General features: G+C 74.3%; 11 protein-coding genes and 1 riboswitch. Of the genes, 5 read left to right on the forward strand and 6 right to left on the reverse strand.

The window, feature by feature from the left end:
- Window positions 1-166: 166 nt before the first annotated feature.
- From BLR33_RS12935 to thiO, 3 genes are read right to left on the reverse strand one after another with little or no spacing between them, the layout of a single operon-like run.
- A complete protein-coding gene (locus tag BLR33_RS12935; protein WP_093784537.1) occupies window positions 167-997 on the reverse strand; it encodes a thiazole synthase in 831 nt (276 codons plus the stop codon).
- Window positions 998-999: 2 nt separating this feature from the next.
- Window positions 1,000-1,206 carry a sulfur carrier protein ThiS gene (thiS, locus tag BLR33_RS12940; protein ID WP_093784538.1) on the reverse strand — a complete coding sequence of 69 codons (207 nt, stop codon included), beginning with the start codon at window positions 1,204-1,206 and terminating at the stop codon, window positions 1,000-1,002.
- Window positions 1,203-2,420 carry a glycine oxidase ThiO gene (thiO, locus tag BLR33_RS12945; RefSeq protein ID WP_093784539.1) on the reverse strand — a complete coding sequence of 406 codons (1,218 nt, stop codon included), beginning with the start codon at window positions 2,418-2,420 and terminating at the stop codon, window positions 1,203-1,205. The genes thiS and thiO overlap by 4 nt, the downstream gene beginning before the upstream one ends.
- 12 nt (window positions 2,421-2,432) lie before the next feature.
- Window positions 2,433-2,517, reverse strand: a riboswitch (TPP riboswitch).
- Between the two features lie 308 nt (window positions 2,518-2,825).
- On the opposite strand from thiO, the gene BLR33_RS12950 reads away from it, so the two are divergent.
- From BLR33_RS12950 to BLR33_RS12970, 5 genes are all read left to right on the forward strand, one after another.
- The gene (locus tag BLR33_RS12950; RefSeq protein ID WP_265737032.1) at window positions 2,826-4,043 is read left to right on the forward strand and encodes an NAD(P)/FAD-dependent oxidoreductase; all 1,218 of its coding nucleotides are present in this window, start codon (window positions 2,826-2,828) and stop codon (window positions 4,041-4,043) included.
- A 63-nt stretch (window positions 4,044-4,106) separates the two neighbouring features.
- Window positions 4,107-4,481 (forward strand): Rv2175c family DNA-binding protein, encoded by a 375-nt coding sequence (locus BLR33_RS12955; RefSeq protein WP_093784540.1) that lies wholly within the window; start codon window positions 4,107-4,109, stop codon window positions 4,479-4,481.
- Window positions 4,482-4,554: 73 nt separating this feature from the next.
- A complete protein-coding gene (gene thiE, locus BLR33_RS12960; RefSeq protein WP_093784541.1) occupies window positions 4,555-5,220 on the forward strand; it encodes a thiamine phosphate synthase in 666 nt (221 codons plus the stop codon).
- Window positions 5,221-5,365: 145 nt separating this feature from the next.
- Window positions 5,366-6,286: a methylenetetrahydrofolate reductase [NAD(P)H] gene (gene metF / locus BLR33_RS12965; protein WP_093784542.1), complete on the forward strand. Its 921-nt coding sequence runs from the start codon at window positions 5,366-5,368 to the stop codon at window positions 6,284-6,286.
- 159 nt (window positions 6,287-6,445) lie between these two features.
- Complete coding sequence (locus BLR33_RS12970; RefSeq protein ID WP_093784543.1) at window positions 6,446-7,345, forward strand: hypothetical protein; 900 nt, start codon at window positions 6,446-6,448, stop codon at window positions 7,343-7,345.
- A gap of 21 nt (window positions 7,346-7,366) precedes the next feature.
- Here BLR33_RS12970 and BLR33_RS12975 read toward each other — a convergent pair whose 3' ends face one another.
- From BLR33_RS12975 to BLR33_RS12985, 3 genes are all read right to left on the reverse strand, one after another.
- Complete coding sequence (locus BLR33_RS12975; protein ID WP_093784544.1) at window positions 7,367-9,664, reverse strand: terpene synthase family protein; 2,298 nt, start codon at window positions 9,662-9,664, stop codon at window positions 7,367-7,369.
- Between the two features lie 530 nt (window positions 9,665-10,194).
- Window positions 10,195-11,709: a phytoene desaturase family protein gene (locus BLR33_RS12980; protein WP_093784545.1), complete on the reverse strand. Its 1,515-nt coding sequence runs from the start codon at window positions 11,707-11,709 to the stop codon at window positions 10,195-10,197.
- A gap of 111 nt (window positions 11,710-11,820) precedes the next feature.
- A complete protein-coding gene (locus tag BLR33_RS12985; RefSeq protein ID WP_093784546.1) occupies window positions 11,821-12,405 on the reverse strand; it encodes a DUF4126 domain-containing protein in 585 nt (194 codons plus the stop codon).
- Window positions 12,406-12,501 lie beyond the last annotated feature (96 nt).

The following is a 12,501-nucleotide window of genomic DNA, read 5'->3' on the forward strand; positions in this document are numbered from 1 at the left end:
TCCTGGGTGTGACACGGTAACGCTGCGCCGGCTTACGGGGGCTCGTCGCCGCTGGGGTGCGCCGCTTCTTCTAGGAGGTACCCCCAGCGCCCCTGAAAACGTTGCCCTTCGTGCGGGGCGCCCCCACAGCCCCTCACCGGGCGGCAGTCGGCACCGTACGGGAGCCCTACGGCGGGGAGCCGTTCCGTTCGAGGGTGCCTGTGGTGGGGGTGGAGGCCAGGGCGAAATGGCGGCGGGGGATGCGGCCGGCGCGGTGGGCGAGGCGGCCGGCGGCGACGGCGTGGCGCATGGCCGCGGCCATGAGGGCGGGGTGCTGGGCGCGGGTGACGGCGGAAGCGAGCATCACCGCCGAGCACCCGAGCTCCATGGCGAGCGCGGCGTCCGACGCCGTACCGGCCCCCGCGTCGAGGATCACCGGCACCCCCGCGCGCTCCACGATGAGCTCGAAGTTGTGCGGGTTGCGGATGCCGAGCCCGGACCCGATCGGCGAGCCGAGCGGCATGACCGCCGCGCACCCCACATCCTCCAGCTTGCGCGCCAGCACCGGATCGTCACTGGTGTACGGCAGCACCGTGAACCCGTCGTCGACCAACGTCTCGGCCGCGTCGAGGAGTTCGACCGGATCGGGCAGCAGCGTGTGCTCGTCCGCGATGACCTCCAGCTTCACCCAGTCGGTGCCGAGCGCCTCGCGGGCCAGCCGCGCGGTGAGGACGGCCTCGCCCGCGGTGTAGCAGCCCGCCGTGTTGGGCAGCGCCCGGATCCCGTTGCGCTCCAGGACCGAGAGCACCGAGCCCTTCACCGCCGGGTCGAGCCGCCGCATCGCCACGGTGGTCAGCTCCGTACCGGAGGCGACCAGCGCCTGCTCCAGCACCTCCATGCTGGGTGCCCCGCCGGTCCCCATGATCAGCCGGGAGCCGAAGACGGCGTCGCCGATCCGCAAGGGGTCGGCGGTGGCCGTACTTCCGGTGACGCCTGTGGTGTCCGTGATGGTGGTCATGCTCAGCCTCCCTGCACGGCGGTGAGGATCTCCACCCGGTCGCCGTCGCCGACGGGCGTGGCCGCCCAACGCGAGCGCGGCACCACGGAGTCGTTGAGTGCGGCCGCAACGCCTTTGGGGGCGCTGGTGAGTTCGGCGACGAGGGCGTCCAGGCCGAGCGGGGCGGCCAGCGAGCGCCGCTCGCCGTTCACGTGCACGGTGATGGTCATGCGGGCTGCTCCTCACGGACCTCGGGGGCCTGATGGGCCTGGTGGGCCTGGTGGGCCTGGTGGGTCCGGTCGAACCGGACGGGGGTGAACGGCCGTGCGTAGTCGGGCAGTTCGCCGTTGTCGAGCACGTCGGCGAGGACGTCGCCGGTGACCGGGGTGAGCAGCACCCCGTTGCGGTGGTGGCCGGTCGCCGCCACCAGACCGGGCAGCGCGGTGGGGCCGAGCAGGGGGGCGTTGTCGGGGGAGCCCGGGCGCAGGCCCGCCAGGGTCTCGGTGAGCGGGAGTTCGGTGATGCCCGGCACCAACTCGTGGGCGTCACGCAGCAGTTCGTAGACGCCGCCGGCGGTGACGGTGGTGTCCCAGCCGAACTCCTCGCTGGTGGCTCCGAGGACGAGTTCACCGTTCTCGCGCGGCACCAGGTAGACGTCGCTGCCGCGGACCACGGCGCGGACCGTACGGGACAGGAACGGCGCACGCGCGGCTGGCACCCGCAGCCGCAGCACCTGGCCCTTGACCGGGCGGACCGGCGGCAGCACGTCCGGCGGCAGCCCCTCGATCCGGCCGCTCTCGCTGCCCGCGGCGAGCACGGTGCGCTCTGCCGACACCTCGGTGCCGTCGGTGAGTCGCGCGCCGGTGACACGGTCGCCGCGGCAGACCATGCGGGCCACGGCGGCCCGCAGGAAGGTGACGCCCGCGAGTTGGGCCGCCCGCAGCAGGGCCGCGGCCAGCCGCCGCGGATCGACCTGGTGGTCGCCGTCCACCCGCAGGCCGCCGCGCACACCGGGGGCGAGCAGCGGTTCCAGGCGGCGGCACTCGCGGCCGCTGAGCCAGGTGGACTCCAGGCCCAACGAGGTCTGGAACGCATGCAGTTCGCGCAGCCGGGCGCGGTCGTCGGCGTCCAGAGCCACGGCGAGCGTGCCGCAGGTGCGGTAACCGGTGTCCAGGCCGGTGGCCTCGGTCAGCTCCGCCACGAAGTCCGGGTAGCGGGCGGCCGAGGCGAGGTTGAGGTCGAGCAACGTCTGCTCGCCGTACTGCAGTTCGGTGACCGCGGCGAGCATGCCCGCCGCGACGTGGGCGGCGCCGCCGCCCGGGGAGGGGTCCGCCACCGCCGTGGCGAGGCCGCGTTGGGCCGCCCGCCAGGCCGTGACCAGGCCGATGATGCCGCCTCCGACCACCAGCACGTCGGGCGGGTCCTGCGCTTTTCGGGTACGCATGGGCTACGGCTGCTCCCTTCGCCGGCATGACCCGGATCAGGTGTTTACGGTCGGCGGCAAGCTCCGCCCTCTCAGCCCGGTCCGCCGGGCTCCCGCGTCTTCGCTGCGCTCAGCTTACGGGTGTCCACCGCGCCCTGTGCGCCGAGGGCACCGCCCTTTCCCCGCCAGGGGGTACCGCTCCCGCGAAGGGCACTTCCTGCGGCCTGCGGTGACGGCCATGCGTACGGTGTCGGGCTTCGCCACCGGCCGGGAGGGGCAGCCCGGTCCGCCCCGGACCACCGGCCGGTGGTGGGCCGGTCGCGGGCGGGAGCGGCACGCCTGGCCGGGGAGGACGACTCGGCGCCACGTGCGGCGGAACCCCACTCCCGAGGCTGCCCGCAGGGCTTCGCAGGGTAGCTTGGGGTGGTGGAGGCGCGGCGGGTTGTGATCGTGGGGGCCGGGATGGCCGGGGTGCAGACGGCTGTGGAGCTGCGCCGGCAAGGGTGGCGCGGGCCCATCACCCTGATGGGCGACGAGCCGCACGCCCCGTACGACCGGCCGCCCCTGTCGAAGGCGGTGCTGCTGGGCGGGGAGGGGGCCGCGGCCCCCGTCGACACCCGCTTCGACGTCGACTTCGCCCACCTCGGCGTGGAACTCCGCCTCGGCCTGCGCGCGCAAGCGCTCCGCACGGACCGCCGCGAGCTGATCACGGACGCCGGCCCGCTGCCGTACGACCTGCTCGTCCTGGCCACCGGCGCCTACGCCCTGTCGCTGCCCGGCACGACCGGCCTGGACCACGTCCACCCGCTGCGCACGCTGGACGACGCCGTCGCGCTCCGCCCGGTCCTGGACCGGAAGGAAAGCGTCGTCGTGGTCGGTGCCGGCTGGATCGGCGCGGAGTTCGCCACCGCGGCCCGCCAGTCCGGCTGCGAGGTCACCGTCGTGGAGGCCGCGGAGCGCCCGCTCGCCGACGTCCTGCCCGCCTCCGTGACCACCCATATGGCCCGCTGGTACGAGGAGGCCGGCGTCGAACTGCGCACCGGCACACGCGTGGCGGCCGTGGAGCCCGGCGGAGTCGTCCTCGCCGACGGCAGCCGCCTCGCCGCCGCCAGCGTCGTCGTCGGCATCGGCGCCCACCCGGCCACCGGCTGGCTCGCCGGCTCCGGTGTGGCGCTGGACCCGCAGGGCGCCGTCCGCGCGGACGACCGCCTGGCCACCACCGCCGAGGGCGTGTACGCGGTCGGCGACTGCGCCTCCTTCCCGTCCGCCCGCTACGGCCGCCGCCTGCTCGTCCACCATTGGGACAACGCCGTCCAAGGCCCCCGCACCGCCGCCGCGAACCTGCTCGGCGGCGACGAGCGGTACGACCCGGTGCCCTACTTCTGGTCCGAGCAGTTCGGCCGGTTCGTGCAGTACGCCGGATTCCACCGCGAGCAGGACACGCTGGTGGAGCGCGGCGACCTCGCGAGCGGGTCCTGGTCGGTGCTGTGGCTGCGCCGCGGGGTGCTGGTGGCGCTGCTCGCGGTGGAGCGGCCGCGCGACATGGCGCAGGCCCGCAAGCTGATCGCGGCCGGCGCGGAGCTGGACCCGGGGCCGGCCGCGGACCCGGCCGTCCCGCTGAAGGCGGCCGTGCGCGCGGGATGAGGACCGGACCCGTACGGCCCTGTGCCGCAGCGCTTGTCGGGCCCAGGTGGCAGGCTTGTCCCCGTGACTGTTTTCTCGTCGGTTGACGCAACTGTCGACGCCCTCGTCCCCTCCTGGCTCACCCTGCCCGAGGTGGCCGAGCGGCTCGGCCTCGAAGTGACCCGGATCCGGCCGCTGATCAAGGAAGGGCAGCTGCTCGCGGTGCGCCGCGGGGAGAACAAGGCCCTGATGGTGCCCAGCGACTTCATCGGGGACGGGAAGATCATCAAGGGCCTCCCGGGCACGCTGACCCTCCTGCGGGACGACGGGTTCACGGACGAGGAGGCCCTGGAGTGGCTCTTCACGCCGGACCCGACCCTGCCCGGCACCCCCGCGCAGGCGCTGCGCGAGAATCGCGGCACCGAGGTGAAGCGCCGCGCGCAGGCGCTCGCCGTGTAGCCGGCGCCCGGACCGGCTGCCGCCGCCCTCCCGCGGGCGGCGGCGCCCCGGGCGCTTCGACCTGGGGACCCGGATGACCACTGCTGCCGATGCTTCTGGAACCACCGACGCCCGCGCCCGGCTCGCCGACGCCCGGCTCTACTTGTGCACCGACGCCCGGGCCGGGCGCGGGGACCTCGCGGAGTTCGCCGACGCGGTGCTCGCCGGGGGAGTGGACATCATCCAGCTCCGCGACAAGGGCATCGAGGCGCGCGAGGAGCTGGCGGCGCTCGCGGTCCTCGCCGAGGCGTGCCGGCGGCACGGGAAACTCCTCGCGGTGAACGACCGCGCCGACATCGCCCATGCCGCGCGGCCCGACGTGCTCCACCTCGGCCAGGGCGACCTGCCCGTCGCCGACGCCCGGGCCATCCTCGGCGAGGGCATCCTGATCGGCCGCTCGTGCCACTCGGCGGCGGAAGTGGACGCGGCGGCGGTCGAGCCGGGCGTCGACTACTTCTGTACGGGCCCGGTCTGGCCCACCCCCACGAAGCCGGGCCGCCCGGCGCCCGGTCTCGCCCTGGTCCGGCATGCCGCTGCGCTGGCCACCCCCCGCCCTTGGTTCGCGATCGGCGGCATCGATCCGACGAACCTCCCCGAGGTCACGGCCGCGGGTGCCACCCGCATCGTCGTGGTCCGCGCCCTCACCGAGTCCGCGGACCCCTGTACGGCGGCCCAGTCCCTCCGTGCCGCCTTGGCGTGAAGCCCGCGGGCGCGGGGAACGGTGCGCTCAGCCGTCCACTGGCCGGTGGTCCGGGGCGGACGGGGGTGCCCCTCCCGGCCGGTGGCGAAGCGCGACGCCGTTCCCATCGGCTCAGGGGGACCCGGAAACCCGCTAGCCTGGCCGCATGGCCATGGGCACACCTTCCACGCGGACAGACCGCGCCCTCACGATCCGTGAGCTCCTCGCGGGCGGCGGCCGCTCGTACTCGTTCGAGTTCGCCGCGCCGCGGACGGAGAAGGGCGAGCGGACCCTGTGGCAGGCGATCCGCAGGATCGAGGCCGTGCAGCCCACCTTCGTCTCGGTGACGTACGGCGCCGGCGGCTCCTCCCGCGAGGGCACCGTCCGCGCCACCGACCGCATCGTCTCGGACACCACGCTCACCCCGTGCGCGCACCTGACCGCCGTGAACCACTCGGTCGCCGAACTGCGCAACATCATCGGCCAGTACGCCGACGCCGGCATCCGCAACATGCTCGCCGTGCGCGGCGACCCGCCCGGCGACCCGATGGGCGAGTGGGTGCCGCACCCCCAGGGCCTGACCTACGCGGCCGAACTGGTCCGCCTGATCAAGGAGTCCGGCGACTTCTGCGTCGGCGTCGCCGCCTTCACCGAGATGCACCCGCGCTCCACCGACCCCGCCGAGGACACCCGCCACTTCATCGACAAGTGCCGGGCCGGCGCGGATTTCGCGATCACCCAGATGTTCTTCGACGCCGACGCCTACCTGCGGCTGCGGGACCGGGTGGACGCGGCCGGCTGCCCGGTGCCGATCATCCCCGAGGTGATGCCGGTGACCAATGTGCGGCAGATCGAGCGGTTCTCCCAGCTGGGCAACGCGCCCTTCCCGCCGGCGCTGGCCGAGCGCATCCTCGCCGTGCAGGACGACCCCGCCGCCGTCCGCGCGATCGGCATCGAGTTCACCACCGAGATGTGCCGCCGGCTGATGGCGGAGGACATCCCCGGCCTGCACTTCATCACGCTCAACCACTCCACCGCGTCGCTGGAGATCTACGAGAACCTCGGGCTGCACCAGCGGGCGGCGTGACCCCGGCCGCCCGGTCGATATCCTGGGCGCCCTGGTGGGCGGGCGCCCGTCGTGGCGCGGGCCGCCCACCGTCCTGCCGCATCACGATCAGAACGCAGTTCCCCGGGGGAACGGGCCAGGTAGGCGGAACCCTCCGGCACTAGGTGAGGAAGTGGGCACATGGGCTACTCGGTGCTCTACGTCGCGTTCGTCGTCGTCGCGCTGTGGCTGCTGGGCGAGGTGCTGCTGCAGTACAAGGCGCGGCTGCGCTGGCGGGTGCTGGCCTTCGCGGGGTTCATGCTGGTGGTCGTCGGCGTCTACGAGCGGCAGATCGCCGTCATAGCCGCGGGTGCGGTGGCCTTCGGCGTCGGCCAGAGCTTCGTGACCCTGTCCTACAAGCGCGGGTTCGCCACGGGCTGGGCGATCGGCAACCGCGCGGAGTCCGACCGGGGCCGCCGCAAGGGCCCGGCGGGTGCCGACCCGGCGCTCGAAGTCGGCCCGGTGGAGCCGGAGTCGGCCGCTCCCGCGCCCCCGGTGGCCGCCCCGGCGGCAGCGCCCGCCGAGGCCGCGTACGAGGCCCCGGCGCAGCCGCCGGTGCCCGACGAACTCGCCCAGGGACCGGCGCCGGTCTACCAGCCGATGCCCATGCAGGACGACAGCGGCGAGTACCCGGTCTTCGACCACCAGACCGCCTACACCGCCGACCCGTACACCAGCGGCGGCTACGAGGGCTACGGCGCCCAGGGCTACGACGGCTGGACCGGCTACGACCAGCAGACCGGCCAGCAGCAGGGATACCAGCAAGGGTACGAGCAGGGCGGCTACCAGGAGCAGCCCGCCGCCTCGTACGACGCGAGCGGCTACGGCTACGGCCAGCAGCAGGGCGACTGGCAGCAGCAGGCCCAGCAGCCCTACCCGCAGCAGGACGGCGGCTACGGCTACGGGTACGACCAGTACGGCCAGCAGCAGCCGTACATCCCCCAGCAGCAGCACCAGTCCCCGTACGAGCAGCAGCAGGGGCCGTACCAGCCCGAGCAGACCGATCAGCCCGCCGACCCGTACGACCCCTACCGCTACTGAACCGGCGTGCCGCCCGAGGCTCTACCGTGCCCGCAGTGGCAGCCTCGCCGCGGCCGTGCCCAGCCCGGTCGGAGTGTGCCAGGGGCGGGCCGTGCCGGCGGTCGGCGAGAGCGCCGCGGGGACCCCGGCGGCCTCGGGGGCGTCCCGCTGGTCGGGGACGAGCGGGAAGTCCCGGCGCAGGGTCTCCTCGCGGTAGCGCCGGCAGCCCTCGTGCCAGGTGAGGATGCCCGCCATCCAGTCGCGCAGCTCCTGGACGTAGCCGAGCAGGGCGTCACGCGCCTCCTGTTCGAGCCCGAACTCCTCGAAGAGCGCCGGTAGCTGGAGTTCGCTGACCCGCTGGAACTCGGCCATCCGCGCGGCCATCAGGTCGCCCACGACGTCCATCGCCTGCTGCTGCCCGCAGTCCAGGAAGTTCTGCACCACCAGCACCGCGTTGTGGACCTCGCCCTCGAACTCGATCTCCTTGCGGTAGGAGAACACGTCGTTGAGCAGGCAGGCGAAGTCCTGCGCGGCCAGCTCCATGGCCCGTACCGGGCGGGACCGGTAGACCTCGGGGGCGAGCGCGTCACCGCGGCCGATCCGGGACAGCGCCATCGTCAGGTCGGAGCCGAAGGTGCTGCGGCGCATCTCGATGTAGTCCACCGGGTCCGGCACCCGGTTCTGCTTCTGATTGGCCACCTCCCACAGCCAGCTCTCGCACATGTCCTCGATCGCCTGGCGGAAGGTGCGGCGGGCCTCGGGCGCCATCGGGACGGCGCTGCGCTGCCACAGGTCGGCCAGTGACCGCTCCAGCGTGGTCAGTGGCGGCGGTACGGGCCCGGCGTCCAGCGGCATGAACAGCCGCAGCCGGTCGGTGGCGATGCGGGCCGCGGCCATGTCCGAGCCGCGGCCGAAGACGATCGGGTAGTAGTCGTCGCCGTAGGTGCCCCAGGTCAGCCAGTCGGTGGTGAGGTCCAGCTCCTCGGGGGCCGCGTCCGGGTGGATGCCGGCCGCGCACAGCGCGAAGTCGTAGTCGGTGAGTTTGACCGCGTTCCACAGCCCGCCCGGCACGGGGTAGCCCGGCTCGGGTTCGAGCATGCCGACCTCGCGCGCCCAGGCCAGGTTGTGGGCGCGGGCGGCGTCCAGGTGCGGGCTGAGCGTGGTGGGGAAGGGCATCGGGATCTGCGGCCGCCGCACGTCGGAGGTGTCGCGGTGGGGCGCGTGCGTGAAGGAGCGGGCCCGCTGCGGGAAGGTGGCCGCGAGCGAGCCGAGGATCGTCGCCGCGGAGGTGCCCAGGCCGGTGGGGCCGCCGAGGGCGCCGACCCGGCGGGCGGCGGCGTCCGCGCCGTTCATGTAGCGGCTGGAGCGCAGGTGCCACTCGTGGCCGCCGGACTGCCAGTCCTGCAGGCCCTTGACGTAGGCGAAGACGGCCATGCGCTCGGCGGGGTCCAGCCGGTGGCGGTCCAGCAGCGGCTCGACCTCGGTGAGAGCGGTGTGCTCGAACTGGTGCAGCCGGGAGGTGAGCAGGTCGTTGACCCGCTCGGCGGCCTCCTGCGGGGCGAGGTCGAGGAAGCGTTCCAGCACCAGGACGGCGTTGGACAGCTCGCCCTCCTCCTCGATCTCCCGCTGGTACGAGAAGAGGTCGTTGCGCAGGTGGACGCCGTCGGCGAAGCAGTCGCGCAGGACGCGCAGCGGGCGCTCGGCGGCGACGCCGGCGGGCAGTTCGGCGTTCGCCGCGTGCTCGATCAGGTTCGCCGACCAGGGGGCGCCGCCGACCTTGCGGCGCATCTCGATGTACTCGATCGGGTTCGCCACGCGCCCGGCGTTGATGTTCGACAGCTCCCACAGCGACTCCTCCAGCAGGTGCCGGGTGCTCTCGTGGAAGCGGCGGCGGAAGTCCTCCGACATGGTGGGCACGGTCCTGGCCCACAGGTCGGCGAGCCCGGCCTCCACCTGGTTGGTCGGCTCGGGCAGCTCGGATCCTTCGGCACCGAGGTCCACCGGCATGAAGGCGGGCAGCCGGTCCAGGTACGCCTTGGCGCCGGCCATGTCCTGGCTGCGCTTGAAGATGTCCAGGAAGTGGTCGTCGAAGAAGAACACCCACACGTACCAGTCGGTGACCAGGTCGAGTTCGGGGCCGCTCGCGTCGGGGTGGGTGTACGCGCACAGCAGCGCGTAGTCGTGGGCGTCGAGGTCGGCCTCGGTCCAGATCCCCGAGCCCTCCAGCATCTCCATCCCGCGCGCCCACTCCCGGGTGTGCGCGCGGGCCCGCTCCAGATGGGGGTTCAGCCGCGCCGGATACGGCACGTAGAAGGCGGGCAGTTCGAAGGGCTGCGGCATGGCGCGCGTCCTCCCGCTCGGATGTCGGTCGATCGGCGCTCACGCTAGGCGCGCGCCACCCCGTCCCGTGAGCCCGCACCCCGCTTTTCCCCTCGAAGGGTTGAATTGCCGCGACGCGGTGATTAAGGATCTTGGGTTCCCGGTGTCGTACCCCTCACCCTGCGCACGAAGGGTTTCTTGGGGGGCGCGGGGAGATACCCCCAGCGCCCCCTATGGGGCGAGCCCTTCCTGGGCAGGGTGCGGCCGTACTACCCAGGGGCGCGGGGAACTGCTCCCCCAGAGGGGGGACCCCCACCAGCCACGTACCGGCCGGTGCTCCGGGGCGGACCGGGCTGCCCCTTCGGGCCGGTGGCGAGGCGCGAGAGCGTTCCCATGGCGTGCGCCGCTGCTCCCCCAGGGCTCCGCCTGGGATGTACCCCAGCGCCCCTCAAGGGACTTGCCGTTCGCGCGCAGGGCGAGGTCGTACCCCCGTAAAAGAGGGCCGTTCGCGCGCAGGCCGAGGTGGTACCGGACCGTGAGCCGGCGGCAGCCTAGCGGCTGCCGCCGGGGCCGCCCGAGATCAGATCGGCTGTGATCGCCGCCGACATGCCCGCGTGGGGGAGGCCGCCGCCGGGGTGGGACCAGCCGCCGACGAGGTAGAGGCCGGGGATCGGCGAGCGGTTGGCGGGGCGGAAGAGGGCGCCCGAGAGGCCCGCAAGGGAGGGCGGCGGGACCGAGCCGCCCGGCACGGCGGTGTCGCGCTCGGTGTCGGCGGGGGTGCGCACCTCGTGCCACAACTCCCGTTCGCGCAGCCCCGGTACGGCCGCCTCCGCGACCGCCAGCATCCGCTCGGCGCACGACTCCGCGAGGTCGCCCGCCGTCCAGTCCAGGCCGGAGCCGCCACGGGCGGTGTCGTGCCGCGGCACCGTGGCGGTCACGGTCACCGCCTCGTGCCCGGCGTCGGGCCGCACCGCGGGGTCGTCGGGCCGCAGCACCGTGACCGTCAGCGCGCCCGGGACCGGCAGCGGGTCGCGGCTCTTCGCGGAGAACACCCAGTCCAGCGCCTTGGTGCGGTCGGCCGCGTGGACCACCGTACGGTGGGCGGCGCCCACCGGCCGCGAGCCGCGCAGCGCCACATGCACGGTGCAGCGGCCCGGCTCGTCGACCGGCCCCGCGGCGTCCTTCACCAGGCCGCCCCCGCCGTACAGCGACGGCAGCGGCGCCCCCACGACCACCGTGTCGGCGGCCTCGGTGCCGCCGCCCGCGAAGGCGATCCCGGCGACGCGGCCGTCCACCACGACCGGCCCCGCCACTTCGGACTCGAAGCGGAACTCCACCCGCCGCTCCAGGCAGCGCGCGTACAGCGCGTCGGCGAGGGCGCGCAGGCCGCCGCGGACGTACCAGACGCCGAAGGCCTCCTCCAGGTACGGCAGGACGGTCGCGGCGGCGGGCGCCCGGCGCGGGTCGAGGCCGTACGCGAGGGCGTGGCTCTCCAGCAGGGCGGCCGGCCGCGGGTCCCCGCCGAGTTCGCCCGCGGCGACATCGGCGAGCAGCGGGGCCCGGCGGAACAGGCCGCGCCTGCGCAGCGCCGGGTACGGGTCGCCGGCGAGCCGGTCCGGCCCGGTGAGCACGGCTTCCAGCAGCGGGCGGCGGGTGACCTCCCACACCTCGCGGGCCCTGACCAGCAGGTCGCTCCAGCGCTCGCCGCTGCCGAGGCCGAAGGCGGCGTCCAGGGCGGCGACCGCGCCGGCGCGCGAGGCGTTGGGCAGGGTGAGGACGGTGCCGTCGGCGAACAGGTGGCGGGCGGCGGGGTCGGTCTGGACGAGCTCGACGCGGCTCTCCAGCGGCTCGCGCCCGGTCTTCACGAACAGGTCGCGGTAGACGGCGGGCAGCACCAGCAGGCCGGGGCCGTTGTCGAACGCGAACCCGTCCCGCTCGAAGCGTCCCAGGGCGCCCCCGTACGTGCGTGCCCGCTCGTGCACGACCACGTCGTGCCCCCCGGTGGCAAGCCGCGCGGCCGCCGCCATCGCGGCCATCCCCGCGCCGATCACCGCAACCTTTCCCATCCTGCGAACCCTACCCACCCGCCCACCGGCACCGGCAGGGGGCGCCGCCGGGAACCGCCCGCCCCGCCGCGACAGCCCGCCCCTCGCCGGCGGGGCGAGCTGCCCGTGTGCCTACGTGGCCGCCGGGCGGAGCCTTCGGCGGTGGCGGAGGTAGCGGCGGATGCGGGACAGCAGCAGGGAGACGACCGTGAGGCCGATGACGAGGAGAGCGGCGGCCGAGCACGCCGCGGCCACCGGGTGGAAGAGGCCGAAGACCACGATCGCGGCCACCCCTGTGTCCTCGGCGAGGCTGAGCACGATGTTGCTGAACGGCTCCGGTGTCGCGTTCACCGCCATCCGTGTGCCCGCCTTCACCAGGTGGCTCGCCAGCGCCGTCGCCCCGCCGATCGCGCCCGCGGCAAGGTGCGGGAGCGAACCGTTGTGCCCGGCGAGCAGCGCGGCCACCACTGCGCCGGCCACTGGGCGGATCACCGTGTGCACGGCGTCCCAGGCCGTGTCCACGTAAGGGATCTTGTCGGCGACGGCCTCGCAGAGGAACAGCACGGCCGCCACCGCCAGCACATCGGTGCGCTGCAACGAGTCGGGCACCTGGTCGGTGGCACCGGTGGCGCCCATCAGGCCGAGCAGCAGCACCACCGCGTAGGCGTTGACGCCACTGGCCCAGCCACTGGTGAACACGAGCGGGAGTACGGACACCCGTGCGACGGTAGCCCCGTGCGGGCGACGGGAGGTGGGGGCGCGGCCACAGCCCCGCAACAGCCGCGTCACAGCCCCGGATCGACCGAGCGACGT

It is taken from the genome of Actinacidiphila guanduensis (assembly GCF_900103985.1).
GTDB lineage: Bacteria > Actinomycetota > Actinomycetes > Streptomycetales > Streptomycetaceae > Actinacidiphila > Actinacidiphila guanduensis.